Origin of the sequence: Citrobacter sp. KTE151 (assembly GCF_000398845.1) — a bacterium.
Lineage (GTDB): Bacteria > Pseudomonadota > Gammaproteobacteria > Enterobacterales > Enterobacteriaceae > Citrobacter > Citrobacter braakii.
This window is the reverse complement of the sequence record NZ_KB976066.1, coordinates 458,665-485,453: the sequence shown is the minus strand read 5'-3', so window position 1 is coordinate 485,453 and position 26,789 is coordinate 458,665. Positions and strand designations below refer to the sequence as shown.

General features: G+C 51.7%; 25 protein-coding genes and 1 rRNA gene. 17 read left to right on the top strand and 9 right to left on the bottom strand.

Annotated elements, in window-relative coordinates:
* Nucleotides 1-242: ribosomal RNA gene (locus WC7_RS0124775) — 16S ribosomal RNA — on the bottom strand; the annotation flags it as partial.
* Between the two features lie 454 nt (nt 243-696).
* Here WC7_RS0124775 and WC7_RS02065 point away from each other — a divergent pair.
* Together WC7_RS02065 and mdtD are read left to right on the top strand one after the other, a co-directional pair.
* A complete protein-coding gene (locus WC7_RS02065; RefSeq protein ID WP_016155095.1) occupies nt 697-1,401 on the top strand; it encodes a FadR/GntR family transcriptional regulator in 705 nt (234 codons plus the stop codon).
* Nucleotide 1,402: 1 nt separating this feature from the next.
* A complete protein-coding gene (gene mdtD, locus WC7_RS02070) occupies nt 1,403-2,830 on the top strand; it encodes a multidrug transporter subunit MdtD (protein WP_016155094.1) in 1,428 nt (475 codons plus the stop codon).
* On the opposite strand, the gene rbsR is transcribed toward mdtD, so the two are convergent.
* From rbsR to kup, 7 genes are all read right to left on the bottom strand, one after another.
* The gene (gene rbsR / locus WC7_RS02075; protein WP_016155093.1) at nt 2,796-3,788 is read right to left on the bottom strand and encodes a ribose operon transcriptional repressor RbsR; all 993 of its coding nucleotides are present in this window, start codon (nt 3,786-3,788) and stop codon (nt 2,796-2,798) included. The two genes, mdtD and rbsR, sit on opposite strands and share 35 nt — an antisense overlap.
* Before the next feature lie 3 nt (nt 3,789-3,791).
* Nucleotides 3,792-4,721 (bottom strand): ribokinase, encoded by a 930-nt coding sequence (rbsK, locus tag WC7_RS02080; protein WP_016155092.1) that lies wholly within the window; start codon nt 4,719-4,721, stop codon nt 3,792-3,794.
* 141 nt (nt 4,722-4,862) lie between these two features.
* On the bottom strand, nt 4,863-5,753 hold the full coding sequence (rbsB, locus tag WC7_RS02085) for a ribose ABC transporter substrate-binding protein RbsB (protein WP_016155091.1): 891 nt from the start codon (nt 5,751-5,753) through the stop codon (nt 4,863-4,865).
* A 24-nt stretch (nt 5,754-5,777) separates the two neighbouring features.
* Nucleotides 5,778-6,743 carry a ribose ABC transporter permease gene (gene rbsC, locus WC7_RS02090; protein WP_003023762.1) on the bottom strand — a complete coding sequence of 322 codons (966 nt, stop codon included), beginning with the start codon at nt 6,741-6,743 and terminating at the stop codon, nt 5,778-5,780.
* Between the two features lie 5 nt (nt 6,744-6,748).
* On the bottom strand, nt 6,749-8,254 hold the full coding sequence (gene rbsA, locus WC7_RS02095; RefSeq protein ID WP_003023764.1) for a ribose ABC transporter ATP-binding protein RbsA: 1,506 nt from the start codon (nt 8,252-8,254) through the stop codon (nt 6,749-6,751).
* Between the two features lie 7 nt (nt 8,255-8,261).
* A complete protein-coding gene (gene rbsD / locus WC7_RS02100) occupies nt 8,262-8,681 on the bottom strand; it encodes a D-ribose pyranase (RefSeq protein ID WP_016155090.1) in 420 nt (139 codons plus the stop codon).
* 192 nt (nt 8,682-8,873) lie between these two features.
* Nucleotides 8,874-10,742 carry a low affinity potassium transporter Kup gene (kup, locus tag WC7_RS02105; protein WP_003023768.1) on the bottom strand — a complete coding sequence of 623 codons (1,869 nt, stop codon included), beginning with the start codon at nt 10,740-10,742 and terminating at the stop codon, nt 8,874-8,876.
* 330 nt (nt 10,743-11,072) lie between these two features.
* On the opposite strand from kup, the gene ravA reads away from it, so the two are divergent.
* Together ravA and viaA are read left to right on the top strand one after the other, a co-directional pair.
* Nucleotides 11,073-12,569, top strand: coding sequence for an ATPase RavA (ravA, locus tag WC7_RS02110; protein ID WP_016155089.1), 1,497 nt, complete (start codon nt 11,073-11,075; stop codon nt 12,567-12,569).
* Nucleotides 12,563-14,014, top strand: coding sequence for an ATPase RavA stimulator ViaA (gene viaA / locus WC7_RS02115; RefSeq protein WP_016155088.1), 1,452 nt, complete (start codon nt 12,563-12,565; stop codon nt 14,012-14,014). The genes ravA and viaA overlap by 7 nt, the downstream gene beginning before the upstream one ends.
* 3 nt (nt 14,015-14,017) lie before the next feature.
* Here viaA and asnA read toward each other — a convergent pair whose 3' ends face one another.
* Nucleotides 14,018-15,010 (bottom strand): aspartate--ammonia ligase, encoded by a 993-nt coding sequence (asnA, locus tag WC7_RS02120; protein WP_016155087.1) that lies wholly within the window; start codon nt 15,008-15,010, stop codon nt 14,018-14,020.
* A 151-nt stretch (nt 15,011-15,161) separates the two neighbouring features.
* Between asnA and asnC the strand changes: the two genes are divergently transcribed.
* The 13 genes from asnC to WC7_RS02185 all read left to right on the top strand — a co-directional run bounded on the left by asnC (nt 15,162) and on the right by WC7_RS02185 (nt 26,646).
* Entirely contained in the window at nt 15,162-15,620 is a 459-nt protein-coding gene (asnC, locus tag WC7_RS02125; protein WP_003023780.1) for a transcriptional regulator AsnC, read from the top strand.
* An 88-nt stretch (nt 15,621-15,708) separates the two neighbouring features.
* Entirely contained in the window at nt 15,709-16,158 is a 450-nt protein-coding gene (gene mioC, locus WC7_RS02130; protein ID WP_016155086.1) for an FMN-binding protein MioC, read from the top strand.
* 372 nt (nt 16,159-16,530) lie between these two features.
* On the top strand, nt 16,531-18,420 hold the full coding sequence (mnmG, locus tag WC7_RS02135; protein ID WP_016155085.1) for a tRNA uridine-5-carboxymethylaminomethyl(34) synthesis enzyme MnmG: 1,890 nt from the start codon (nt 16,531-16,533) through the stop codon (nt 18,418-18,420).
* A 103-nt stretch (nt 18,421-18,523) separates the two neighbouring features.
* A complete protein-coding gene (gene rsmG / locus WC7_RS02140; RefSeq protein WP_016155084.1) occupies nt 18,524-19,147 on the top strand; it encodes a 16S rRNA (guanine(527)-N(7))-methyltransferase RsmG in 624 nt (207 codons plus the stop codon).
* Between the two features lie 614 nt (nt 19,148-19,761).
* Entirely contained in the window at nt 19,762-20,142 is a 381-nt protein-coding gene (gene atpI, locus WC7_RS02145) for a F0F1 ATP synthase subunit I (protein WP_003023790.1), read from the top strand.
* A 7-nt stretch (nt 20,143-20,149) separates the two neighbouring features.
* Nucleotides 20,150-20,965, top strand: a complete 816-nt coding sequence (atpB, locus tag WC7_RS02150) for a F0F1 ATP synthase subunit A (protein WP_003023792.1) — start codon at nt 20,150-20,152, stop codon at nt 20,963-20,965.
* Nucleotides 20,966-21,011: 46 nt separating this feature from the next.
* Nucleotides 21,012-21,251, top strand: a complete 240-nt coding sequence (gene atpE, locus WC7_RS02155) for a F0F1 ATP synthase subunit C (protein ID WP_003023794.1) — start codon at nt 21,012-21,014, stop codon at nt 21,249-21,251.
* Between the two features lie 59 nt (nt 21,252-21,310).
* Complete coding sequence (gene atpF, locus WC7_RS02160; RefSeq protein ID WP_003827022.1) at nt 21,311-21,781, top strand: F0F1 ATP synthase subunit B; 471 nt, start codon at nt 21,311-21,313, stop codon at nt 21,779-21,781.
* A gap of 14 nt (nt 21,782-21,795) precedes the next feature.
* A complete protein-coding gene (gene atpH, locus WC7_RS02165) occupies nt 21,796-22,329 on the top strand; it encodes a F0F1 ATP synthase subunit delta (protein ID WP_006687767.1) in 534 nt (177 codons plus the stop codon).
* Nucleotides 22,330-22,341: 12 nt separating this feature from the next.
* Nucleotides 22,342-23,883, top strand: a complete 1,542-nt coding sequence (atpA, locus tag WC7_RS02170) for a F0F1 ATP synthase subunit alpha (protein ID WP_003023802.1) — start codon at nt 22,342-22,344, stop codon at nt 23,881-23,883.
* Nucleotides 23,884-23,933: 50 nt separating this feature from the next.
* Nucleotides 23,934-24,797: a F0F1 ATP synthase subunit gamma gene (gene atpG / locus WC7_RS02175; protein ID WP_016155083.1), complete on the top strand. Its 864-nt coding sequence runs from the start codon at nt 23,934-23,936 to the stop codon at nt 24,795-24,797.
* 26 nt (nt 24,798-24,823) lie between these two features.
* The gene (gene atpD / locus WC7_RS02180) at nt 24,824-26,206 is read left to right on the top strand and encodes a F0F1 ATP synthase subunit beta (protein WP_003023806.1); all 1,383 of its coding nucleotides are present in this window, start codon (nt 24,824-24,826) and stop codon (nt 26,204-26,206) included.
* 20 nt (nt 26,207-26,226) lie between these two features.
* Nucleotides 26,227-26,646 (top strand): F0F1 ATP synthase subunit epsilon, encoded by a 420-nt coding sequence (locus WC7_RS02185; protein WP_003023809.1) that lies wholly within the window; start codon nt 26,227-26,229, stop codon nt 26,644-26,646.
* The last annotated feature ends 143 nt before the right edge of the window (nt 26,647-26,789 follow it).

Below are 26,789 nucleotides of genomic sequence, written 5' to 3'. Positions count from 1 at the left end.
CCCATCTGGGCACATCCGATGGCAAGAGGCCCGAAGGTCCCCCTCTTTGGTCTTGCGACGTTATGCGGTATTAGCTACCGTTTCCAGTAGTTATCCCCCTCCATCGGGCAGTTTCCCAGACATTACTCACCCGTCCGCCACTCGTCACCCAAGGAGCAAGCTCCTCTGTGCTACCGTTCGACTTGCATGTGTTAGGCCTGCCGCCAGCGTTCAATCTGAGCCATGATCAAACTCTTCAATTTAAGTTTGATGCTCGTGAATTAAACTTCGTAATGAATTACGTGTTCACTCAGAGACTTGGTATTCATTTTTCGTCTTGCGACGTTAAGAATCCGTATCTTCGAGTGCCCACACAGATTGTCTGATAAATTGTTAAAGAGCAGTGCCGCTTCGCTTTTTCTCAGCGGCGCGGGGTGTGCATATTACGCCATCCCGCTACAGAGTCAAGCGTTTATTTTCGCTTTTCTCCGCTGACCCGGCGGTTTGTAATCCGTTGTTCCGTGTCAGTGGAGGCGCATTATAGGGAGTTATTTCAGGCTGACAAGGGGAAATTTAAAATAACTTTCCGAGTGCGTGTTTTTTCAGCAAAACCACCATTAACATGCCATAAAATAAGCAAATTGCCGTTTTTGCAGCCGCAATAACACTTCCAGGTGGCATACTAATGAATAGGAAATAAAGTAAGGAAAACCATTCATGCCGTTAAATGCCCAACAGCTAGCCGCACAGAAAAACCTGTCCTACGTTCTGGCCGAAAAGCTGGCTCAGCGAATATTAAAAGGTGAATACGCACCGGGCGCTATATTGCCTGGCGAAATAGAGCTGGGCGATCTGTTTGGCGTAAGTCGTACCGCGGTAAGAGAAGCGGTAAAGACGTTAACGGCAAAAGGTATGGTATTACCGCGCCCGCGTATTGGTACACGCGTCATGCCGCAAGCAAACTGGAACTTCCTCGATCAGGAGCTGCTCACCTGGTGGATGACGGAAGATAATTTCTCTCAGGTCATTAAACATTTTCTGGTGATGCGTATCAGCCTGGAGCCTCAGGCGTGTTTACTGGCGGCGACTATAGGTACGGCAGAACAGAAAGCGCATCTCAACACGCTGATGGAAGAAATGGTCGAGCTGAAAAGAAACTTCAGACGCGAGCGTTGGATTGAGGTTGATATCGCCTGGCATGAACACATCTATGAAATGAGTGCGAACCCGTTCCTTATCTCCTTTGCATCACTCTTCCATTCCGTTTACCAGACCTATTTTACCTCTATTACCTATAACGACGTGGTCAAGCTGGATTTACACCAGGCCATTGTCGACGCAATAGATGAGAGCGATGGCGATCGCGCCTTCGCTGCCTGTCAGGCATTGCTGATAGCACCGAACGTGCTACCGGATAAATAATATGTCAGAAAAGAAATCACGCAGTATGGCCGGGCTACCGTGGATAGCAGCCATGGCCTTTTTTATGCAGGCACTAGACGCCACGATCCTCAATACCGCCTTACCCGCAATAGCACACAGCCTTAACCGCTCTCCGCTCGCCATGCAGTCGGCCATTATCAGCTACACCCTGACGGTCGCGATGCTGATCCCGGTGAGTGGATGGCTGGCAGACAGGTTCGGTACCCGGCGCGTCTTTATGATAGCTGTTAGCCTGTTTACGCTGGGTTCGCTGGCCTGTGCGCTGTCCAGCTCCCTAAGCGAACTGGTGATTTTCCGCATCATTCAGGGCATTGGCGGCGCTATGATGATGCCCGTTGCCCGTCTGGCATTATTGCGTGCTTACCCCCGCAGCGAACTGCTTCCCGTGCTTAACTTCGTAACCATGCCTGGACTTGTGGGGCCGATTTTAGGTCCGGTATTGGGCGGTATACTGGTCACGTGGGCCAGTTGGCACTGGATCTTCCTGATTAATATTCCAATTGGGGTTGCCGGTATCTTCTATGCCCGCAAATATATGCCGAACTTCACCACGCCGCGCCGCGGTTTTGATATAACCGGTTTCTTTCTGTTTGGTTTGAGCCTGGTGTTGTTTTCCAGCGGGGTAGAGCTGTTCGGTGAGAAGCTTGTCGAGACCTGGATAGCGCTCAGCATTATTCTTGCCAGCATTCTGTTACTGCTCGCCTACATTCGCCACGCGCGTCGTCACCCAACGCCGCTAATATCGCTTCCTATATTTAAGACCCGAACTTTTTCCGTCGGGATCGCCGGAAACCTTGCCACTCGTCTGGGTACAGGGTGCGTGCCCTTCTTAATGCCGCTAATGTTGCAGGTAGGCTTTGGATACCCGGCGCTGATAGCCGGTTGCATGATGGCGCCAACGGCGCTGGGATCAATACTGGCGAAATCAATGGTGACGCAGGTGCTGCGCCGGCTCGGCTACAGAACCACACTGGTGGGTGTTACGATATTTATCGGCCTGATGATTGCGCAGTTCGCATTGCAATCTCCCGCCATGCCGGTCTGGATGTTGATCCTGCCGTTGTTCATTTTGGGTATGGCGATGTCCACCCAGTTTACCTCCATGAATACCATCACTCTGGCAGACCTGACTGATGAAAACGCCAGCAGCGGCAACAGTGTGCTGGCCGTTACTCAGCAGTTATCAATCAGTTTAGGGGTCGCCATCAGCGCTGCCGTTCTGCGTATCTATGAAGGTATGGAAGGTACCAATACGGTCGAGCAGTTCCACTACACCTTTATGACGATGGGCGCTATCACGGTAGTGTCTGCGCTGATGTTCATGCTGCTAAAAGCAAAAGATGGACGTAATCTGATTAAAGAGCGACATAATCCTAAACCGACCCCCGCTCCATCAAAACAGGAGTAAGTTGCAGGCGCTGTTGCTGTAATGCGGGCTGCGCCATCCGGTGGATTAATACATCGATGGCTAGTTCGCCCAGTTCATCTTTTGGTTGATGGATGGTCGTCAGCGGCGGCGTCATATAGCGCGCCAGCTCGATATCATCATAACCCACCACCGCCATATCCTGCGGAATGCGCAATCCCGATTGGTACAGTGCCTGATACGCGCCAACCGCCATGGCATCATTGCCGGTAAAAACGGCCTGCGGTCGCTGTTTATGCGACAGCAACGTTTGCATAGCTTCAAAGCCGCCGCCGAACTCAAAGTCACCGGTAATCTCGTAACCTTCCGGGACCGGCAACCCCGCCCGCTTCATTGCCGCCCGATATCCTTCCAGACGTAAACGCGCCGGAGTTTTATCCAGCGGCCCGGTGATGCAGGCAATGCGCGTAAAACCTTTTTCGATAAGATGTTGAGTGGCTAAATCCCCGCCCAACAGGGAGTTATCCTGGATCAGATCGCTTTCACCATCAAAAGGCGACCAGTCCATCATGACGGTCGGTATAGAAGGATAGCGTTGCATGATCTCCCTGGAAGGTTGATGAGTTTCCGTGCAGAGCAGCAGCAAGCCGTCCACCCGTTTTTGCATTAACGTTTCCAGATTACGGTTCATGCGCTGTTCATCACCTTCGGTATTGCACAGCACCAGACTGTAGCCGCGTTCAAAACAACTACGTTCAACGCCGCGCACCAGCTCGGAATAAAAGGGGTTGGTACTGGCAGTGATTAACATGCCAATAGTGTGGGTCTGGTTTAACTTGAGACTACGCGCCAGCGCTGAGGGCGCGTAGTTAAGCTCTTTAATCGCCGCTTCAACTTTGTCAGTGACAGACTCACTGACAAAGCGATCTTTATTAATGACGTGAGAAACCGTCGACGTGGAAACCCCCGCCAGGCGGGCGACGTCCTTCATTGTAGCCAAGCGTTACCTCTGTTGACTTAAAAACGCTTCTATTTCTTCGCGCCATGGAACGGAAGGCTGTGCGCCCTTACGGGTGACCGCAATCGCCGCAGCGGCATGTGCAAATCGGATCGCTTCAGGCAGCGGAGTCTCTTCCAGTAACGCTGTAATTAACGCGCCGTTAAAGGTATCCCCAGCGGCGATGGTATCAACAGCGTCCACTTTAAACCCAGGCACACGCTGACCTTCACCATTTACGCTAGCCCACACCCCGCGACTGCCTAAGGTAATCAGTACAGTATGGATCCCCTTCGCGTGCAATGCCTGCGCAGCTTTGGCCGCGTCTTCATCGTTTTCAACCCGGATCCCCGTGAGCTTTTCAGCCTCGGTTTCATTCGGGGTAATAATATCCACCAGCGCCAGCAGTTCGTCAGAAAGTTCACTTGCCGGGGCCGGGTTAAGGGCTACCGTGGTCTTATTTTGATGTGCAATCTTTGCCGCAGCCAGTACGCTTTCGATCGGCGACTCTAACTGCATCAGTAAGGCAGACGCCTGGGCAATACGCTCATGCTGAGCTTCCACCAACGCAGGCGAAAGTGCCGCGTTCGCACCAGCATGAATGCCGATGACGTTCTCACCTTCACCATTCACAAAAATCAACGCCACACCGGTCGATTCCCCCGAAATTACGCTAATCGGCGCAATATCGATATTATCTTTGGCTAACTGTTTACGAACACTTTCGCCAATATCATCATCACCCGTACAGGCAATAAATGCGATATTCGCGCCACTACGCCCCGCAGCAACAGCCTGATTCGCGCCTTTACCACCAAATGCGACCTGATAATGGTTACCGGTTACGGTTTCACCAGGTGTCGGGAAAGCGTTAAGGTTGAGGATGTGATCGGCATTGATACTGCCAAGAACAACGAGGTTGCCTGCGGTTTTCATATTTGGTGTTCCAAGTCAAAGTGCGCCACCGGATTAGGGTGGCGCGTGCCCTGCTTTTCTTTTTACGCTTTCATCCCCAAAACCCGATACGGGGATGGCGTCTTTATGTCTCCATCAGGCCGCGAGCGACCTGAATCGGTATTACTGCTTGATGACCAGCTTCAGGTCAACCGGATATTTAGCCTGAACCTTCTCGCCTTTCAGTACTTTATCCGCAGTCTCAACGCCTTTCGCGCCGATCTGATCCGGCAGCTGAGCAATGGTCGCAGCCAGTTTGCCATCATTTACTGCTTTTTCGCCATCTGGAGTACCGTCAAATCCAACCACCATCACATCAGATTTACCCGCAGTTTGCAGTGCGCGCAGCGCACCCAACGCCATTTCATCGTTCTGGGCAAATACGGCCTGCACGTCAGGATGCGCGGTAAGCAGGTTCTGCATGACGTTCAGACCTTTGGTGCGGTCGAAGTCGGCTGGCTGGCTGGCCAGTACGTTAAATTTGTGTGCCGCAACAGCCTGCTGGAAACCTTCGCCACGCTCACGCGCCGCTGAAGTACCGGCAATACCCTGCAGTTCGATAACTTTCGCGCCTTCACCCGCTTTTTTCGCGATGTAATCGCCCGCAATCTTACCGCCCAGCACGTTATCAGATGCAATATGGCTTACCACTTCGCCTTTGGACGCAACGCGGTCAAGGGTGATAACCGGAATTTTCGCCTGGTTAGCCATCTTCACAGCGTTACCAACAGCATCGGAGTCCGTCGGGTTAATCAGCAGAATTTTAGTTCCACGAACCGTTAAATCCTGAACGTTAGCCAGCTCTTTCGCCGGGTTGTTCTGTGAGTCCAGAATCACCAGGTTGTAGCCCAGCTTATCGGCCTCTTTTTGCGCCCCATCCTTCAAAGAAACAAAGAACGGGTTGTTGAGGGTGGAGACCACCAGCGCAATGGTATCTTTCGCCATCGCATTCGCGCTCACGGTGGCGCTCAGCGCAACAGCAGAAATCAGGGTAGCCAGTTTTTTCATGTTCATATTTAAGATGTCCTGTAATCGTTGTTACTGCTTTTTGTTGTCTACCAGTACCGCCAGCAAAATCACCACCGCTTTGACGATCATCTGGTAATAGGAGGATACACCTAACAAATTCAAACCATTATTGAGGAAACCAAGAATCAATGCGCCGATCAGCGTCCCAACAATACGTCCTTTACCGCCCGCCAGGCTGGTACCACCTAACACCACCGCGGCGATAGCATCCAGCTCATAGCCAGTACCTGCCGTCGGTTGCGCAGAGGAGAGGCGCGCTACTTCAATGATGCCCGCCAGCGATGCCAGCAGACCACACAGGGAGTAAACGATAATTTTGATTTTACTTACGCTGATACCGGACAGGCGCGTTGCCGCTTCGTTACCGCCCAGCGCATAGATATAACGACCCAGACGAGTGTGGTGCAGCATGTACCACGCCGCGAGGAAGACAATCCCCATAATCCACACAGGCGTAGGGACGCCTAACGGACGACCAATACCAAACCAGCCAAACAGATCGGCATTGTCAGTAAACCCGGTATTAACCGGACTGCCGTTGGTGTATACCATGGTCACACCACGCAGCAGCAGCATCATCACCAGGGTCGCGATAAACGCCTGTACCCGGCCTTTCGCGACAATCACCCCGGTTACCGCGCCAATAGCAGCACCGAGCGCCAGGGCCGCAGCGACAGCCACCAGCGCATTGACTTCAATCCCTACAATGGAAGCCGCAACCGCACCGGTAAGCGCCAGCAAAGAACCGACAGACAGATCGATCCCCGACGTCAGGATAACCAGCGTCATGCCAACGGCCATGATGGCGTTCACCGACGTTTGCTGGAGGATGTTGAACAGGTTGTTAACGGTAAAAAAGTTAGGGCTCATGGTGGAAACAATCGCGATCAGCACTAACAGAGCGATGAGCGACTTTTGCTCCAGAAGCCATGCTTTAGTGAAATAACGGCGACCAGAAACAGCCTGGGTAGTCATCTTTTTTACTCCTGATTCACGCGATTAAGCTTGCCCACAGCGGCAGCCATTAATACTTCCTGAGTGGCCTGCTCGCGAGTGAACTCACCGCCGAGATGCCCTTCATGCATAACGATAATTCGATCGCTCATGCCCAATACTTCTGGCATCTCAGAGGAGACCAGAATGATGCTCAGCCCATCGGCCTTAAACTGGTTGATAAGCTGATAGATTTCTTTCTTAGCCCCAACGTCAACGCCGCGCGTTGGTTCATCGAGGATCAGGACTTTTGGTCGGGTCATCAGACCGCGCGCAATCGCCACTTTCTGCTGATTACCACCAGAAAGCAGGCCGATAGCCTGTTCCATCGATGGCGTTTTAACATTGAACAGACGAATAAAATCACCTACCGCCTGCTGCTCGTCTTTATGTTTAAGGCTTCCACCAGCGCGACTGAAATAACGCAGCGCGGTTAGTGACATGTTCTCTTTCACCGACATGCCCAGCACTAAACCATCGCGTTTACGGTCTTCAGAAATATAGACGATGCCGTTAGCCAACCCATCCTGCGGCGAACGGGTGACCACTTCATGACCATCAAGCGTGACGTAACCGCTGGTGCGCGGCAATGCGCCGTACAACACTTTCATCAGCTCGGTACGTCCGGCACCCATCAGCCCCGATACGCCAAGGATCTCGCCTTTACGCAGCGTGAATGAAACATCGTTTACGCCAGGGCCGCACAGGTTATCGACCTTCAGGCGAATATCACCCGGCGCTTTTTCCAGGCGCGGGTATTGATCTTCCAGCTTACGTCCCACCATCATTTCAATCAGCGAGTCTTCGGTCAGCGAGGCGACTTCACGCTCGGCAATAAACTGCCCGTCGCGAAAAACGGTCACGTCGTCGCAAATCTCGAAGATCTCTTTCATGCGGTGAGAAATATAGACAATGCCGCGTCCCTGAGATTTCAGTTCGCGAATGACGCGGAACAGGGATTCGGTTTCGGTATCGGTGAGCGCATCCGTCGGTTCATCCATAATGATGACCTTCGATTCAAAGCTCAGCACTTTGGCAATTTCAACCATCTGCTGATCGCCAATCGACAGTTCACCGACCAGTCTGTCGCTTTTAAAGCGCAGATTCAGTTTGGCAAGCAGCAGATCGGCTTCGGCGTACATCTTCTTCCAGTCAATTTTGCCAAAGCGATTAACGAACTCACGGCCAAGAAAAATGTTCTCGGCGATAGTGAGTTGCGGGATCAAATTCAGCTCCTGGTGGATGATACCGATTCCGGCTTCCTGGGAGGATTTAGGGCCGTTAAAGGTGGTCTCTTTTCCCAACCACAATAAAGAACCGGCATCACGAGTATAGATCCCGGTCAGCACTTTCATCATGGTAGATTTGCCCGCGCCGTTTTCGCCCACCAGCGCCATTACGCGGCCTGGGTAGACATTCAGCGCGGCGCCGGATAGCGCTTTTACGCCCGGGAACGCTTTATCGATCCCTTTGAGTTGCAGTAATGCGTTCATGATGGCCTCAGAACGTGACGCCAGCACAGAGAATAATATTCGCATACGGAGAACACTCTCCGCTGCGAATTACCGCCTGACTGTCTGCGGTTTGTTTTTTGAATTGTTCATGCGTGGTGTAACGAATTTCTATGGTGTTTCCCTGGTGTTGTTGCAGTTGCTCAATGTGGCTGAGCAACGTTTCGTGGAGTTGCGGATTATGTTGTTTAATTTCCGTCGCGAGAATGGCCGCCTCGACCTGCATTTCACGTGTCACCACATCCAGTACCTGCATAAAAGAAGGTACGCCCTGGGTTAATGCCATATCGATACGCGTTGTGCTATTCGGGATGGGTAAACCTGCATCACACACCACCAGCGTATCGGTATGCCCCAGACGGGAGATCACCGATGAAATTTCAGAGTTGAGTACCGTGCCTTTCTTCATTTTCTTTCCCCACTAGCGAAACGTTTCGCTGAAGATAAGTGTAGAGCGAAGAGTGGAGATAAAACCACCGCGAAGTTACGAAAATGTGATCGCCATCGAAACGTTTCGCAAGGATTATCATTCGATGAAATGAAAACTGGGAGGGACAAAACAAAACGCCCCCTTTCGCGATGAAAGAGGGCGTCGATGAGATTAAATCTCGACCTGAGTACCGAGCTCAATAACCCGGTTCGGTGGGATTTCAAACTGGTCCGGGGCGCGCAGCGCATTGCGTTGTAGTAGCAGATACAGCTTACCGCGCAGACGCAGATACCATGGTCGTTTTCCAACAATCAACGACTCGTGCGACATGAAGAACGAGGTTTCCATCATCCGACAGCTTAAGCCTTCCAGACCGCAGCGATGGAACACTTCTTCAACGTTCGGCGTTTCGCGCCAACCGTAGCTGGCCACCACGCGCCAGAAGGTGGGCGATAACTGCTCAATCTGCACCCTACGCACATTGTGAACATATGGCGCATCTTCCGTGCGCAGCGTCAGCAGAATAACGCGTTCATGCAGAACCTTGTTATGTTTGAGGTTATGCAGTAGCGCAAACGGGATGACGTTCAATGCACGAGACATGTACACCGCCGTTCCCGGCACGCGTACCGGTGGTGATTTCTCCAGAGAGGCAATCATCGCCTCCAGAGAGTTGCCGTGCTCATGCATGCGACGCAGCAGACGGAAACGCTCGCTTTTCCAGGTGGTCATGATGGTGAACATCACCAGACCCAGCGTCAGAGGCAGCCAACCGCCGGAAATCAGTTTATCGAGGTTCGCGGAGAACAGCGGAACATCGACGCACAAGAACGCCACCAGGATCAGGAAGACGAAGTATTTATTCCAGTGCCAGTTTTTGCGCGCCACGGTGGTCGATAGAATTGAGGTCAGCACCATCGTCCCCGTCACCGCAATCCCGTACGCTGCAGCCAGATTGCTGGAGTGTTCAAAGCTCACAATCACAATAACCACTGCAAAATAGAGCATCCAGTTAACGAAAGGAATGTAGATCTGGCCCGATTCCATTTCCGAGGTATGGATGATACGCATCGGCGATAAATACCCCAGACGCACGGCCTGACGCGTCAGTGAGAAGACGCCGGAGATAACCGCCTGTGAAGCGATAACCGTTGCCAGCGCGGCGAGGATCAGGAGCGGTATCAACGCCCAGTCCGGTGCCAGCAGGAAGAACGGGTTTTTAATCGCTTCAGGATGCTTTAACAGCAACGCCCCCTGACCAAAATAGTTCAGTACCAGCGAAGGCAATACCACGGAGAACCATGCCAGGCGAATCGGCAACTTACCGAAGTGGCCCATATCCGCATATAGCGCTTCAACACCGGTAATCGACAACACCACCGCACCCAGCGCAATAAAGGACAACGTTTTGAATTCGAGGAAGAAATGCACCGCCCAATATGGATTGAGCGCCTGCAGCACTTCCGGATTGCCAATAATACTGCGCACGCCTAACACCGCCAGCGTCAGGAACCACAACAGCATAATCGGCGCAAACAGCTTACCGACCATGCCGGTACCGTGTTTTTGAATCAAAAACAGCAGGGTCAGTACGATTATCGAGAGCGGAACAATCCAGGTATCCAGTTGCGGGGCAATGATCTCCAGACCTTCAATCGCCGACATCACCGAGATAGCAGGCGTTATCACCACTTCTCCATAGAAGAAGCTGCCGCCAATCAACCCCATAATCACCAGCATGGAGGTTGTTCGTGCTGAAGTATTACGCCCGGCCAATGACATCAGCGTCAGGATCCCGCCTTCTCCGGCGTTATCCGCGCGCATGACAAACGTCAGGTATTTAATGGAGACAACAAAGATCAGCAGCCAGAAAATCAGCGAGAGAAAGCCAAATACGGCGTCACGTTCAACGCCAAAACCAAACTGGCCGGACAAACATTCACGAAGCGTATAAAGTGGGCTGGTACCAATATCACCGTAGACAACCCCAATGGCCGCAAGGGTAATCGCAGACAATGATTGTTTATTATCAGTGCTCATAGACTCGTCTTTCGTTTATACACATCATCTTTCAAGCCACCTCCGCGTGGGCTGCATTCGTTATTTCCCCCATCCCAGAAGAAAACTCCATTGCCGCCTTGGTGCAGCTTGATTGATTTGGTGTATATATAAGAAATGTGTGCGTCGTCCCTTGGCCCACAAAAAGGCGCACAGTATGCACGATTAATCGCAAAATCGTACCCCTAAATGAGACCAGATTAATCTGGCTCAAAGAAAAATAAGCGCACCTTCAGTCTATTACTGCACTGGTGTGAAGCATCTATACTCGCTGTTTATGCAGTACATTTGGCGAAAGGACGCCACTTCATTATGGCTCACCCACATTTATTAGCGGAAAGAATTTCCCGTCTGAGCAATGCGCTGGAAAAGGGACTTTATGAACGTAGCCACGCCATTCGTCTGTGTCTGCTGGCTGCGCTTAGCGGCGAGAGCGTTTTCTTATTAGGTCCTCCCGGGATCGCGAAAAGCTTAATTGCCCGCAGACTGAAATTTGCCTTTCAAAATGCTCGCGCCTTCGAATATCTGATGACGCGCTTCTCTACGCCGGAAGAGGTTTTCGGCCCGCTCTCCATTCAGGCGTTAAAAGACGAAGGTCGCTATGAACGCTTAACGGCAGGCTATCTCCCTGAAGCTGAAATTGTCTTTCTCGATGAAATCTGGAAGGCGGGACCGGCGATTCTTAACACCCTGCTAACCGCCATCAACGAACGCCACTTCCGCAACGGCGCGCATGAAGAGAAAATCCCGATGCGCCTGCTGGTGGCAGCCTCCAACGAACTGCCTGAAGCAGACAGCAGCCTGGAAGCACTGTACGACCGTATGCTGATTCGTCTGTGGCTGGATAAAGTCCAGGACAAGGCCAACTTCCGCTCGATGCTGTTAAGTCAGCAGGATGAAAGCGACAATCCGGTCCCGGCATCGTTACAGGTAACGGATGAAGAGTATTACCAGTGGCAAAAGGACATTGGCGCCATCACGCTTCCCGATCGCGTGTTTGAGCTTATTTTCATGCTGCGCCAGCAGTTGGACACGCTACCGAATGCCCCCTACGTGTCCGATCGTCGCTGGAAAAAAGCCATTCGCTTGCTCCAGGCCAGCGCCTTCTTTAGCGGACGTGATGCGGTAGTTCCCATCGACCTGATCCTGCTGAAAGATTGCCTGTGGTACGACGCACAAAGCCTGAATCTGATGCAGCAGCAGCTGGAAATATTGATGACCGGACACGCATGGCAACAGCAAGCCATGCTGACCCGTCTGGGCAGTATTGTGCAGCGCCGCATTCAGATCCAGCAGCAGCAAAGCGATAAAACAGCATTCACCGTGATCCGTCAGGGCGGCATGTTCAGCCGTCGTCCTCATTATGATTTACCGCCGGAGGCCACGTCTTCCGTCGTGACATTACTACTGCAAAAGCCCTTAAAGCTGCATGATATGGAAGTAATCCATATTGCTTTCGAACGTAGTGCGCTGGAACTGTGGTTAACCAAAGGTGGTGAGGTCCGCGGAAAATTAAACGGGATCGGTTTTGCCCAGACGCTGAACATGGAAGTGGATAGCGCGCAGCACCTGGTTGTACGCGACGTCAGCTTACAAGGCTCTCGCCTGGCATTGCCCGGTACATCACAAGAGAGTATGCCCGCTGAAATAAAACAGGAGCTTGAAGCGCTCGATAACGAGTGGCATCAGCAGCACGGCGCATTTAGCGAGCAGCAAAAATGTCTGTTTATTCATAGCGACTGGTTAGGCCGCATTGAGGCCAGTCTGCAGGATGTCGGGGCACAAATCCACCAGGCGCAACAATGCTGACCCTTGATACGCTCAACATCATGCTGGCAGTCAGTGAAGAAGCGATGATCGAAGAGATGATCGTCGCCCTACTGGCTTCTCCGAAGATGGTGGTATTTTTTAACAAATTCCCTCGTCTTAAAAAAGCGATCACTGACGATATTCCCCGCTGGCGTGAATCTTTGCGTAGCCGCCTCAAAGATACCCATGTACCGCCGGAGTTAGCGGAAGAGGTTATATGCTATCAACAAAGCCAGCTCCTCTCTCATGCGCAGTTTATCGTCCAGCTACCGCAAATATTGTCGCTATTGCATCACCTCCATTCGCCATGGGCCGGACAAGCGCAGCAGTTGGTCAATGACAACAGCGCGTTTACGCCTGCCCTACATACGCTTTTTCTCCAGCGCTGGCGCCTGAGCCTGGTGGTGCAAACCACAACGCTGAATCAGCAACTGCTGGAAGAAGAGCGCGAGCATTTGCTCAGTGAAGTACAGGAACGGATGACCCTCAGCGGGCAACTGGAACCCGTACTGGCAGAAAATGACAACGCAGCAGGCCGGTTGTGGGATATGAGCGCAGGTCAAATCAAGCGCGGTGATTATCAGTTGATGGTGAAATATGGCGAATTCCTGACGCAACAACCTGAACTCCAGCGTCTGGCTGAGCAGTTAGGCCGTTCCAGAGAAGCGAAATCCGTACCGCGTAAAGATGCGCCAATGGAAACCTTCCGCACCCTGGTGCGCGAACCGGCAACCGTCCCGGAGCAAGTAGATGGCATCCAGCAAAGCGACGATATCCTGCGCCTGCTGCCGCCGGAACTGGCCACGCTGGGCATTACCGAACTGGAATACGAGTTCTACCGACGACTGGTGGAAAAGCAGCTGTTGACCTATCGCCTGCACGGCGAAGCATGGCGTGAGAAAGTCACGGAACGCCCCGTGGTGCATCAGGATTTTGACGAGCAACCGCGCGGACCTTTTATCGTCTGCGTTGATACTTCGGGATCGATGGGCGGCTTTAATGAGCAGTGTGCGAAAGCCTTTTGCCTGGCGCTAATGCGCGTCGCCCTTGCCGATAACCGACGCTGTTTCATCATGCTGTTTTCAACAGAAGTAGTGCGCTATGAGCTATCCGGCCCGGAGGGCATCGAACAGGCGATCCGTTTTTTAAGTCAGCGCTTTCGCGGTGGTACCGATATTGCCAGCTGTTTTCGCGCCATTACTGAGCGCATGCAGGGTCGGGAATGGTTTGATGCTGATGCGGTGGTGATCTCAGATTTTATCGCACAGCGATTGCCCGATGAGGTTGTCAGCAAAGTGGGGGAATTACAGCGGGTGCACCAGCACCGTTTTCACGCGGTGGCGATGTCAGCACATGGTAAACCCGGCATCATGCGCATTTTCGATCATATCTGGCGCTTTGATACCGGGATGCGAAGCCGCCTGCTCAGACGCTGGCGGCGTTAATTCTTACAACAGAGAGGCGACGCTTTCACGTACCTGTGCCGGCCATACGCCACACTGAACCTGACCAATGTGTGGTAATTGCAGCAACAGCATGGTCAGACGCGACTGCCCAATTCCTCCACCAATCGTCTGTGGCATTTCACCGCGCAGCAGCGCCTGGTGCCATTCCAGACTCAGACGATCTTCATCTCCGGTCAGAGACAGCTGATGTTTCAGAGCGTCAGCATCCACACGGATCCCCATAGAAGACAGCTCAAACGCATCCTCCAGTACCGGGTTCCAGACCAGAATATCACCGTTCAGACCGGCGTGACCCAGCTCGGACGCTGAACTCCAGTCATCATAATCAGGCGCACGTACATCATGGCGGTGACCGTCGCTGAGCTTGCCGCCGATCCCCACCAGGAATACCGCGCCCAGCTCTTTAGCGATCGCACGTTCACGACCTTTTGCGTCAAGACCAGGATAACGAGATAACAGTTCCTGGCTATGAACAAAGTGGATCTGCTCTGGCAGGAACGGTGCCAGACCAAACTCTTTGCTCACCGCAGCTTCGGTAGCCTTAATTCCCGCCCAGATAGCCTCTACCGTGCTTTTCAGAGTGGAGAATTGACGCTCGCCGTCGCCCATCACGCGCTCCCAGTCCCACTGGTCAACATACACTGAGTGCAGCGGGGAAAGGCGATCTTCATCAGGACGCAGGGCCTTCATATGCGTGTACAGCCCTTCGCCTGCGCTAAAGTCGTGTTGTCCTAATGTTTGACGCTTCCACTTCGCCAGTGAATGAACCACTTCGAATTGAGCGTCCGGCAATGCTTTAACCTTCACCTGCACCGCTTTTTCACAGCCCGACAAGTTATCTTGCGTGCCATCTCCTACGCGGCTGAGGATCGGAGCCTGAACTTCGATCAGACCTAAACGCTCTTCCAGCTGACGAGAAAAATGAGATTTTACGAAGCTAATTTGACGTTGTTTGGCAATGTAAGCGGTTTTCATTATGTGTACTCCTGTGTCCTGTTGCCTATGATTAAGCAACAGAATGTAGGTAATATTCAATAATCAACAAACAAAAAGCCGTCTTCGATTTTGATTCGTTAAAATTAACGTCTAAAATAGAGGGAATCATTAATCTACATAAGAAAAACCTATGGAAAATTATCAGATCGACAATCTGGACCGCGGCATTCTTGACGCCCTGATGGAAAATGCACGAACGGCCTATGCCGAATTGGCCAAACAGTTCGGCGTTAGCCCGGGGACAATTCACGTTCGCGTAGAGAAGATGAAGCAGGCCGGGATTATTACCGGCGCGCGGATTGATGTTAGTCCCAAACAGTTAGGCTATGACGTCGGCTGCTTTATCGGCATCATCCTGAAAAGTGCGAAAGACTATCCGTCAGCGTTGGCCAGACTGGAAAGCCTCGATGAGGTGACCGAAGCGTATTACACCACCGGGCACTACAGCATCTTTATAAAGGTGATGTGCAAGTCGATCGACGCGTTACAGCAGGTACTTATCAACAAGATCCAAACAATTGATGAAATTCAGTCCACGGAGACCCTGATCGTCCTGCAAAACCCGATCATGCGTACCATCAAGCCATGATCGCTTTTTTTAATCCCCTATTTTTCCACAGGTAGATCCCAGCTCGCTCACAGCGTACAATACGCCCTCTTTATAAAGGTGGGCGATCATGGCAGAAATCACTCTTATCAGCGGCAGCACGCTTGGCAGTGCGGAATATGTAGCAGAGCATCTGGCTGAAAAACTGGACGACGCGGGTTTTTCCAGCGAAATACTGCATGGGCCAATGCTTGAAGAGGTCCCGACTGATGGGATCTGGCTGATTATTAGCTCCACACACGGTGCGGGAGACATTCCTGACAACCTGCAGCCTTTATATGATGCCTTATGCGAGCAAAAACCGGACCTTTCACAAGTGCACTTTGGTGCAATCGGGATCGGCAGTCGTGAATATGACACCTTTTGCGGCGCAATCGACAAGCTGGAAGCCGAACTGAAAGCCTGCGGGGCAAAACAGATCGGCGAAACGCTCAGGATCAACGTACTGGAACATGAAATTCCGGAAGATCCAGCTGAAATTTGGCTGGGATCCTGGCATCCATTGCTCAGAGATTTGTAAAGATCGTACTTTTTTATGTGGATAACTCTGGTTAAAAGCTTGGATCAACCGGTAGTTATCCCAAGAACAACCGTTGTTCAGTTTTTGAGTTGTGTATAACCCTTCATTCTGCTCCCAGCTTATACGGGCCAGGATCACCGATCATTCACAGCTAATGATCCTCAACAACCTGTTGATCTTATTCAAAGGATCGCCCTTATCCACAGAAAGTTGCGATCCTAATAAGAGATCACAATAAAACAGATCTCTAAATAAAAAGATCTTCTTTTTAATACCCAGGATCCCAGGGCTTTCTCCATCGACTAAAGTTGAGTAGAATCCACGGCCCGGGCTTCAATCCATTTTCACACCGCGTTATGCGAGGCAATTACCATGTTTTATCAGGATCCTTTTGACGTCATCATCATTGGCGGGGGTCATGCAGGCACCGAGGCCGCAATGGCCGCGGCGCGAATGGGTCAACAGACTCTGCTTTTGACACACAATATCGACACCCTGGGACAGATGAGCTGCAACCCGGCGATCGGCGGTATTGGGAAGGGACACCTGGTAAAAGAAGTGGATGCGCTTGGTGGGTTGATGGCAAAAGCGATCGACCATGCAGGTATCCAGTTTAGGATACTAAACGCCAGCAAAGGGCCAGCCGTTCGTGCTACCCGAGCTCAGGCCGACCGTGTGCTCTATCGCCAGGCAGTACGCACCGCACTCGAGAATCAACCCAATCTGATGATCTTCCAACAGGCAGTTGAGGATCTGATTGTTGAAAACGATCGTGTTGTGGGTGCAGTGACCCAAATGGGACTGAAGTTCCGTGCCAAAGCGGTTGTGTTAACCGTAGGGACTTTTCTTGACGGCAAAATTCATATTGGTCTGGACAACTACAGCGGCGGCCGTGCTGGCGATCCGCCGTCTATCCCGCTGTCACGCCGTCTGCGTGAACTGCCGTTACGCGTCAGCCGCCTGAAAACCGGTACGCCGCCGCGTATCGATGCACGCACTATTGATTTCAGCGTGCTCGGCCAGCAAAACAGCGATAACCCGATGCCGGTCTTCTCATTCCTGGGCGATGCTTCTCAACATCCGCGTCAGATGCCGTGTTACATCACGCATACCAATGAGAGAACCCATGACGTGATCCGCAATAACCTCGATCGTAGCCCGATGTACGCAGGCGTGATCGAAGGTATCGGTCCGCGCTACTGCCCGTCGATCGAAGACAAAGTGATGCGCTTTGCCGATCGTAATCAGCATCAGATCTTCCTCGAACCGGAAGGACTGACGTCTAATGAAATTTATCCGAATGGTATCTCCACCAGCTTGCCGTTCGATGTGCAGATGCAAATTGTCCGCTCCATGCAGGGTATGGAAAATGCCAGAATCGTCCGTCCTGGCTACGCGATTGAGTATGATTTCTTCGATCCGCGCGACCTGAAACCCACTCTGGAAAGTAAATTCATCCAGGGTCTGTTCTTTGCGGGCCAGATTAACGGTACTACCGGTTACGAAGAAGCTGCTGCGCAAGGGATGTTGGCGGGTCTGAACGCCGCACGCTTGTCTGCTGAGAAAGACGGTTGGGCACCGCGTCGCGATCAGGCTTATCTTGGTGTACTGGTGGACGATCTGTGTACGCTTGGCACCAAAGAACCGTACCGTATGTTCACCTCACGCGCAGAATACCGTTTGATGCTGCGCGAAGATAACGCCGACCTGCGTCTGACCGAAATTGGTCGTGAACTGGGTCTGGTGGACGACGAGCGCTGGGCTCGTTTCAACGAGAAGCTGGAGCGTATCGAACAGGAACGTCAGCGTCTCAAATCAACCTGGGTAAATCCGTTAGCGGAATCTGCAGCAGAAGTGAATGCTCACCTGGCTACGCCTTTGTCACGTGAAGCCAGCGGTGAAGATCTCCTGCGACGCCCGGATATGACCTATGCTCAGTTGACCTCTTTATCTGCGTTTGCACCAGCGCTTGATGATGCTCAGGCCGCGGAACAGGTTGAGATTCAGGTGAAATACGAAGGGTATATCGCCCGTCAGCAGGAAGAAATCGAAAGACAACAGCGTAATGAGAACACCCTGTTGCCTGCAACGCTGGATTATCGTCAGGTCTCAGGCTTGTCGAATGAAGTTATCGCCAAGCTGAACGATCACAAACCGGTATCGATCGGCCAGGCATCGCGAATTTCTGGCGTAACGCCTGCCGCCATTTCCATTCTGCTGGTATGGCTGAAGAAACAAGGTATGCTGCGCCGCAGCGCTTGATAACACTATTTTGGCGGCGGGCGCTTCGCCTGCCCGCCCTACCAATTTGTAGTCCCGATAAGTTATAGCGCATCGGGAAATTGATTATGAACAGGTAACGACCGTGCTCAACAAACTCTCTCGTCTGCTGGCTGATGCCGGTATTTCTCTTACCGATCACCAGAAAAATCAGCTGATTGCGTATGTCGATATGCTGCACAAATGGAACAAAGCGTACAACTTGACGTCGGTACGGGATCCCAACGAAATGCTGGTGCGCCATATTCTGGACAGTATTGTCGTCGCGCCGTATCTGAAGGGGGAGCGTTTTATTGACGTGGGTACGGGACCGGGCCTGCCGGGTATTCCTCTCTCTATCGTGCGCCCAGAAGCGCATTTCACACTGCTGGATAGTCTGGGAAAACGCGTCCGTTTCTTGCGTCAGGTGCAGCATGAGCTTGCGCTTACTAACATCACTCCTGTGCAAAGTCGCGTTGAAGAATTCCCTTCAGAGCCGCCGTTCGATGGGGTCATTAGCCGTGCGTTCGCGTCACTTACTGATATGGTGAGTTGGTGCCATCATTTGCCTGGCCTGGATGGGCGTTTTTATGCGCTAAAAGGGCAGTTGCCTGAAGATGAAATCGCTTCGTTGCCTGCAGAATTCAGCGTCGAGTCGGTCGAAAAATTACGCGTTCCGCAACTGGATGGTGAACGTCATCTGGTGGTTATTAAGCCAAACAAAATTTAATTTTTATCAAAAAAAATAGAAAAAAAACGGCTATTCAGGTGTTAAAAGTCATAGGGAATAGTGTGGTTAAATGTCGTTACAATTCACTAGCGCCTTACGGTTTTGCATCATAACTATAACGTACCGTTTTTTGTTAAAAGCGAAACAAGTCAGCTGTGAAAATATCAGTCTGCTAAAAATAGAACGTAAGAACCACCCGTTGTGTTAATTTTTTATTATAAATGTCAATGCGTGGTTTTTTTGTTGTTAGCTGTTGTTTTTGAAATAGTGGCTATTTTTACGCTTAAATATCAAAAAGATGAAAAGGCATCATTTGCCACGTAAATAAATTATGCGAAGGTGAATATGTTCAATATGTGATCTGGTGCACGCTTTGCCGCCAGTATTTACGCGGCATTTGCAGTTTTGCATGATCGTTCACAGTTTGCTTAAAAGTGATAAATGTGGGGTAGCGAAAAATATTTAAACATTTATTCACTTTTTAGCTACTTATTGTTTGAAATCACGAAGGCGCACCGTATAATTTGACCGCTTTTTGATGCTTGACTCTAAGCCATAAAGAACGTTTTATACGACACGCGGCATACCTCGAAGGGAGCAGGAGTAAAAACGTGATGTCTATGTCGCTCTTGAGTCGAAACGTTGCTCGTAAGCTTTTGCTCACACAGTTTCTGGCGGTAATAGCAAGTGGATTGCTGTTTAGCCTCAAAGACCCTTTCTGGGGCATCTCCGCATTGTGCGGTGGATTGGCAGTGTTACTGCCTAATGTGTTGTTTATGATATTTGCCTGGCGTCACCAGGCGCATACACCAGCTAAAGGCCGAGTAGCCTGGACGTTCGCCTTCGGCGAAGCCTTCAAGGTGTTAGCTATGCTGGTTTTGCTGGTGGTGGCGTTGGCTGTTTTGAAAGCGGTATTCATGCCGCTGATCGTTACGTGGGTTTTGGTGCTGGTGGTTCAGATACTGGCGCCGGCTGTAATTAACAACAAAGGGTAAAGGCATCATGGCTTCAGAAAATATGACGCCGCAGGATTACATAGGACACCATCTGAATAACCTTCAGTTGGACCTACGTACATTCTCGCTGGTGGATCCGCACAACCCCCCAGCCACCTTCTGGACGCTCAATATTGACTCCATTTTCTTCTCGGTGGTTCTGGGTCTGTTGTTCCTGCTTATGTTCCGTAGCGTAGCTAAAAAGGCGACCAGCGGCGTACCAGGTAAATTTCAGACCGCGATTGAGCTGGTAATCGGCTTTGTGCATGGTAGCGTGAAAGACATGTACCATGGCAAAAGCAAGCTGATTGCTCCGCTGGCCCTGACGATTTTCGTCTGGGTATTCCTGATGAACTTGATGGATTTACTGCCTATCGACCTGCTGCCGTACATCGGTGAGCATATCTTTGGCCTGCCGGCTCTGCGTGTGGTTCCGTCTGCTGACGTAAACATCACCCTGTCGATGGCGCTGGGCGTATTTATCCTCATTCTGTTCTACAGCATCAAAATGAAAGGCATCGGCGGCTTCGCGAAAGAGTTGACGCTGCAGCCGTTCAATCACTGGGCGTTCATCCCTGTCAACTTAATCCTTGAAGGGGTAAGCCTGCTGTCCAAACCAATTTCTCTTGGTCTGCGACTGTTCGGCAACATGTATGCCGGTGAGCTGATTTTCATTCTGATTGCTGGTCTGTTGCCGTGGTGGTCACAGTGGATCCTGAATGTGCCATGGGCCATTTTCCACATACTGATTATCACGCTGCAAGCCTTCATATTTATGGTTCTGACGATTGTCTATCTGTCGATGGCATCTGAAGAGCATTAATTTACCAACACTACTACGTTTTAACTGAAACAAACTGGAGACTGTCATGGAAAACCTGAATATGGATCTGCTGTACATTGCTGCCGCTGTGATGATGGGTCTGGCGGCAATCGGTGCTGCGATCGGTATCGGCATCCTCGGGGGTAAATTCCTGGAAGGCGCAGCGCGTCAACCGGATCTGATTCCTCTGCTGCGTACTCAGTTCTTTATCGTTATGGGTCTGGTGGATGCAATCCCAATGATCGCTGTAGGTCTGGGTCTGTACGTGATGTTTGCTGTCGCGTAGTAAGCGTTGCTTGAATTAAGAGCAATATCAGAACGTTAACTAGATAGAGGCATTGTGCTGTGAATCTTAACGCAACAATCCTCGGCCAGGCCATCGCGTTTGTCCTGTTCGTTCTGTTCTGCATGAAGTACGTATGGCCGCCTTTAATGGCTGCCATCGAAAAACGTCAAAAAGAAATTGCTGACGGCCTTGCTTCTGCAGAACGAGCACATAAGGATCTTGACCTTGCAAAGGCCAGCGCGACCGACCAGCTGAAAAAAGCGAAAGCGGAAGCTCAGGTAATCATCGAGCAGGCGAACAAACGCCGTGCTCAGATCCTGGACGAAGCTAAAACTGAAGCAGAGCAGGAACGTACTAAAATCGTGGCACAGGCGCAGGCGGAAATTGACGCCGAGCGTAAACGTGCTCGCGAAGAGCTGCGTAAGCAAGTTGCTATCCTGGCTGTTGCTGGCGCCGAGAAGATCATCGAACGTTCCGTGGATGAAGCTGCTAATAGCGACATCGTGGACAAACTTGTCGCTGAACTGTAAGGAGGGAGGGGCTGATGTCTGAATTTATTACGGTAGCTCGCCCCTACGCCAAAGCAGCTTTTGACTTTGCCGTTGAGCACCAAAGCGTTGACCGTTGGCAGGATATGCTGACGTTTGCCGCTGAGGTGACGAAAAACGAACAAATGGCAGAGCTTCTCTCTGGCGCGCTGGCGCCGGAAACGCTCGCTGAGTCGTTTATCGCCGTGTGCGGTGAGCAGCTGGACGAAAGCGGCCAAAACCTGATTAGGGTAATGGCTGAAAATAACCGTCTGAATGCGCTCCCGGATGTTCTTGAGCAGTTTATTCATCTGCGTGCAGCCAGTGAGGCTATCTCTGAGGTAGAAGTCACTTCTGCCAATGCACTGAGTGATGAACAGCTTACGAAGATTAGTGCAGCGATGGAAAAACGTCTGTCACGCAAAGTTAAGCTGAATTGCAAAATCGATAAGTCTGTAATGGCAGGCGTAATCATCCGAGCGGGTGATATGGTCATTGATGGCAGCGTACGCGGCCGTCTTGAGCGCCTTGCAGACGTCTTGCAGTCTTAAGGGGACTGGAGCATGCAACTGAATTCCACCGAAATCAGCGAACTGATCAAGCAGCGCATTGCTCAGTTCAATGTTGTGAGCGAAGCTCACAACGAAGGTACTATTGTTTCTGTAAGTGACGGTGTTATCCGCATTCACGGCCTGGCCGATTGTATGCAGGGTGAGATGATTTCCCTGCCGGGTAACCGTTACGCTATCGCACTGAACCTGGAGCGCGACTCCGTAGGTGCCGTTGTGATGGGCCCATACGCTGACCTCGCCGAAGGCATGAAGGTTAAGTGTACGGGTCGTATTCTGGAAGTTCCGGTTGGCCGTGGCCTGCTGGGTCGTGTGGTGAACACTCTGGGTTCCCCAATTGACGGTAAAGGTCCGGTTGATAACGATGGCTTCTCGCCAATCGAAGTTATCGCACCAGGCGTAATCGAACGTCAGTCCGTCGACCAGCCAGTACAGACAGGTTATAAATCTGTTGATGCCATGATCCCAATCGGTCGTGGCCAGCGTGAGCTGATCATCGGTGACCGCCAGACAGGTAAAACCGCGATGGCAATCGATGCCATCATCAACCAGCGTGATTCCGGTATCAAATGTGTGTACGTGGCTATCGGCCAGAAAGCGTCCACCATTTCTAACGTGGTTCGTAAACTGGAAGAACACGGCGCACTGTCCAACACCATCGTTGTTGTGGCGACCGCGTCTGAATCTGCTGCTCTGCAATACCTGGCGCCATATGCTGGTTGCGCAATGGGCGAATACTTCCGTGACCGCGGTGAAGACGCGCTGATCGTTTACGATGACCTGTCTAAACAGGCTGTTGCTTACCGTCAGGTTTCCCTGCTGCTCCGTCGTCCACCAGGACGTGAAGCATTCCCGGGCGACGTATTTTACCTCCACTCCCGTCTGCTGGAGCGCGCATCCCGCGTAAACGCGGAATACGTTGAGAAGTTCACCAATGGTGAAGTTAAAGGTAAAACCGGCTCCCTGACCGCTCTGCCGATTATCGAAACCCAGGCAGGTGACGTTTCTGCGTTCGTTCCGACCAACGTAATTTCCATTACAGATGGTCAGATCTTCCTGGAAACCAACCTGTTCAACTCCGGTATTCGTCCGGCAGTTAACCCGGGTATCTCCGTATCTCGTGTAGGTGGTGCAGCGCAGACCAAGATCATCAAGAAACTGTCCGGTGGTATTCGTACCGCACTGGCGCAGTATCGTGAACTGGCAGCGTTTTCTCAGTTCGCTTCCGACCTGGATGAAGCTACTCGTAAGCAGCTGAGCCACGGTCAGAAAGTAACTGAACTGCTGAAGCAGAAACAGTATGCCCCAATGTCTGTAGCACAGCAGGGTGTGGTGCTGTTTGCGGCTGAACGCGGTTACCTCGAAGATGTGGAACTGGCGAAAATCGGTAGCTTCGAAGCCGCTCTGCTGGCTTACGTTGACCGTGATCACGCTCCGCTGATGCAAGAGATCAACCAGTCCGGTGGCTATAACGATGAAATCGAAGGCAAGCTGAAAGCTATCCTCGATTCCTTCAAGGCAACCCAGTCCTGGTAACGTCTGGCGGTCTGCTTTAGGGCGGACCGCAAGGCATTGAGGAGAAGCTCATGGCCGGCGCAAAAGAGATACGTAGTAAGATCGCAAGCGTCCAGAACACGCAGAAGATCACTAAAGCGATGGAGATGGTCGCCGCTTCCAAAATGCGTAAATCGCAGGATCGCATGGCGGCCAGCCGTCCTTATGCAGAGACCATGCGCAAAGTGATTGGTCACCTTGCGAATGGTAATCTGGAATATAAGCACCCTTACCTGGAAGAACGCGACGTTAAGCGCGTGGGCTACCTGGTGGTGTCGACCGACCGTGGTCTGTGCGGTGGCTTGAACATTAACCTGTTCAAAAAGCTGCTGGCGGATATGAAAGCATGGTCCGATAAAGGCGTTCAGTGCGATATCGCAATGATCGGCTCTAAGGGCGTGTCTTTCTTTAACTCCGTTGGCGGTAATGTGATTGCTCAGGTAACCGGTATGGGGGATAACCCTTCCCTGTCCGAACTGATCGGTCCGGTTAAAGTGATGCTGCAGGCCTACGATGAAGGTCGTCTGGACAGACTGTACGTTGTCAGCAACAAATTTATTAACACCATGTCTCAGACGCCAACCATCACCCAACTGCTGCCTCTGCCGGCATCAGATGATGATGAATTGAAGCGTAAATCCTGGGATTACCTGTATGAGCCAGACCCGAAAGCGCTGCTGGATACCCTGCTGCGTCGTTATGTCGAGTCTCAGGTTTATCAGGGCGTGGTAGAAAACCTGGCCAGCGAGCAGGCCGCACGTATGGTGGCGATGAAAGCCGCGACCGACAATGGCGGCAGCCTGATTAAAGAGCTGCAGTTGGTATACAACAAAGCTCGTCAGGCCAGCATTACTCAGGAACTCACCGAAATCGTCGGTGGTGCATCCGCGGTATAACCAGGTTAATTCGTAGAGGATTCAAGATGGCTACTGGAAAAATTGTCCAGGTAATCGGCGCCGTGGTTGACGTCGAATTCCCTCAGGATGCCGTACCGCGCGTGTACGATGCTCTTGAGGTTATGAATGGTAAAGAGAGCCTGGTGCTGGAAGTTCAGCAGCAGCTCGGCGGCGGTATCGTACGTACCATCGCCATGGGTTCTTCCGACGGTCTGCGTCGTGGTCTGGAAGTCAAAGATCTCGAGCACCCGATCGAAGTCCCGGTAGGTAAAGCAACTCTGGGTCGTATCATGAACGTCCTGGGTCACCCGATCGACATGAAAGGCGATATCGGTGAAGAAGAGCGTTGGGCTATCCACCGCGCGGCACCTTCCTATGAAGAGCTGTCCAGCTCCCAGGAACTGCTGGAAACCGGCATCAAAGTTATCGACCTGATGTGTCCGTTCGCTAAGGGCGGTAAAGTTGGTCTGTTCGGTGGTGCGGGTGTAGGTAAAACCGTAAACATGATGGAGCTGATCCGTAACATCGCGATCGAACACTCCGGTTACTCCGTGTTTGCGGGCGTGGGTGAACGTACTCGTGAGGGTAACGACTTCTACCACGAAATGACTGACTCCAACGTTCTGGACAAAGTATCCTTGGTATATGGCCAGATGAACGAGCCGCCGGGAAACCGTCTGCGCGTTGCTCTGACCGGTCTGACCATGGCTGAGAAGTTCCGTGACGAAGGTCGTGACGTTCTGCTGTTCGTTGATAACATCTATCGTTACACCCTGGCCGGTACAGAAGTATCCGCTCTGCTGGGTCGTATGCCATCAGCGGTAGGCTACCAGCCGACCCTGGCGGAAGAGATGGGTGTTCTTCAGGAACGTATCACCTCTACCAAAACCGGTTCTATCACCTCCGTTCAGGCGGTATACGTACCTGCGGATGACTTGACTGACCCATCCCCAGCAACCACCTTTGCTCACTTAGATGCAACCGTGGTACTGAGCCGTCAGATCGCATCTCTGGGTATCTACCCGGCAGTTGACCCGCTGGACTCCACCAGCCGTCAGCTGGATCCGCTGGTTGTTGGTCAGGAACACTACGACACCGCGCGTGGCGTACAGTCTCTGCTGCAGCGTTATCAGGAACTGAAAGACATCATCGCCATCCTGGGTATGGATGAACTGTCTGAAGAAGACAAACTGGTGGTAGCACGCGCACGTAAAATTCAGCGCTTCCTGTCCCAGCCGTTCTTCGTTGCGGAAGTATTCACCGGTTCTCCGGGTAAATACGTATCCCTGAAAGACACCATCCGTGGCTTTAAAGGTATCATGGAAGGCGAATACGACCACCTGCCAGAGCAGGCGTTCTACATGGTTGGTTCTATCGACGAAGCCGTGGAAAAAGCCAAAAAACTTTAACGCCTTAATCGGAGGGTGATATGGCAATGACTTACCACCTGGACGTCGTCAGCGCAGAGCAGCAAATGTTCTCTGGTCTGGTCGAAAAAATCCAGGTAACGGGTAGCGAAGGTGAACTGGGTATTTTCCCGGGTCACGCACCGCTGCTCACCGCCATTAAGCCTGGTATGATCCGCATCGTTAAACAGTTCGGTCATGAAGAGTTTATCTATCTGTCTGGCGGCATTCTCGAAGTGCAGCCTGGCAGCGTGACCGTTCTGGCTGATACCGCGATTCGCGGACAGGATCTCGATGAAGCGAGAGCCCTGGAAGCGAAGCGTAAGGCTGAAGAGCACATTAAGAGCTCTCATGGTGACGTGGATTACGCTCAGGCATCTGCGGAACTGGCCAAAGCGATCGCGAAACTGCGCGTTATCGAGTTGACCAAAAAAGCGATGTAACACCGGCTTGAAAAGCACAAAAGCCAGTCTGGTTGCCAGGCTGGCTTTTTTTATGGTTTTGTTTCAGTGAAAGTGGAACTAAAAAGCCGTTTTATTATTTTGTGATTTATATCACAAAAATATTGATCGGTTAAAAAATGAGG

What these genes read in the sequence shown, in the direction of transcription:
- WC7_RS02065 (WP_016155095.1), top strand. Translation starts at nt 697, where the DNA reads ATGCCGTTAAATGCCCAACAGCTAGCCGCACAGAAAAACCTGTCCTAC.
- mdtD (WP_016155094.1), top strand. Translation starts at nt 1,403, where the DNA reads ATGTCAGAAAAGAAATCACGCAGTATGGCCGGGCTACCGTGGATAGCA.
- rbsK (WP_016155092.1), bottom strand. Translation starts at nt 4,721, where the DNA reads ATGAAAACCGCAGGCAACCTCGTTGTTCTTGGCAGTATCAATGCCGAT.
- rbsB (WP_016155091.1), bottom strand. Translation starts at nt 5,753, where the DNA reads ATGAACATGAAAAAACTGGCTACCCTGATTTCTGCTGTTGCGCTGAGC.
- rbsC (WP_003023762.1), bottom strand. Translation starts at nt 6,743, where the DNA reads ATGACTACCCAGGCTGTTTCTGGTCGCCGTTATTTCACTAAAGCATGG.
- rbsA (WP_003023764.1), bottom strand. Translation starts at nt 8,254, where the DNA reads ATGAACGCATTACTGCAACTCAAAGGGATCGATAAAGCGTTCCCGGGC.
- rbsD (WP_016155090.1), bottom strand. Translation starts at nt 8,681, where the DNA reads ATGAAGAAAGGCACGGTACTCAACTCTGAAATTTCATCGGTGATCTCC.
- kup (WP_003023768.1), bottom strand. Translation starts at nt 10,742, where the DNA reads ATGAGCACTGATAATAAACAATCATTGTCTGCGATTACCCTTGCGGCC.
- ravA (WP_016155089.1), top strand. Translation starts at nt 11,073, where the DNA reads ATGGCTCACCCACATTTATTAGCGGAAAGAATTTCCCGTCTGAGCAAT.
- viaA (WP_016155088.1), top strand. Translation starts at nt 12,563, where the DNA reads ATGCTGACCCTTGATACGCTCAACATCATGCTGGCAGTCAGTGAAGAA.
- asnA (WP_016155087.1), bottom strand. Translation starts at nt 15,010, where the DNA reads ATGAAAACCGCTTACATTGCCAAACAACGTCAAATTAGCTTCGTAAAA.
- asnC (WP_003023780.1), top strand. Translation starts at nt 15,162, where the DNA reads ATGGAAAATTATCAGATCGACAATCTGGACCGCGGCATTCTTGACGCC.
- mioC (WP_016155086.1), top strand. Translation starts at nt 15,709, where the DNA reads ATGGCAGAAATCACTCTTATCAGCGGCAGCACGCTTGGCAGTGCGGAA.
- mnmG (WP_016155085.1), top strand. Translation starts at nt 16,531, where the DNA reads ATGTTTTATCAGGATCCTTTTGACGTCATCATCATTGGCGGGGGTCAT.
- atpI (WP_003023790.1), top strand. Translation starts at nt 19,762, where the DNA reads ATGTCTATGTCGCTCTTGAGTCGAAACGTTGCTCGTAAGCTTTTGCTC.
- atpB (WP_003023792.1), top strand. Translation starts at nt 20,150, where the DNA reads ATGGCTTCAGAAAATATGACGCCGCAGGATTACATAGGACACCATCTG.
- atpE (WP_003023794.1), top strand. Translation starts at nt 21,012, where the DNA reads ATGGAAAACCTGAATATGGATCTGCTGTACATTGCTGCCGCTGTGATG.
- atpH (WP_006687767.1), top strand. Translation starts at nt 21,796, where the DNA reads ATGTCTGAATTTATTACGGTAGCTCGCCCCTACGCCAAAGCAGCTTTT.
- atpA (WP_003023802.1), top strand. Translation starts at nt 22,342, where the DNA reads ATGCAACTGAATTCCACCGAAATCAGCGAACTGATCAAGCAGCGCATT.
- atpG (WP_016155083.1), top strand. Translation starts at nt 23,934, where the DNA reads ATGGCCGGCGCAAAAGAGATACGTAGTAAGATCGCAAGCGTCCAGAAC.
- atpD (WP_003023806.1), top strand. Translation starts at nt 24,824, where the DNA reads ATGGCTACTGGAAAAATTGTCCAGGTAATCGGCGCCGTGGTTGACGTC.
- WC7_RS02185 (WP_003023809.1), top strand. Translation starts at nt 26,227, where the DNA reads ATGGCAATGACTTACCACCTGGACGTCGTCAGCGCAGAGCAGCAAATG.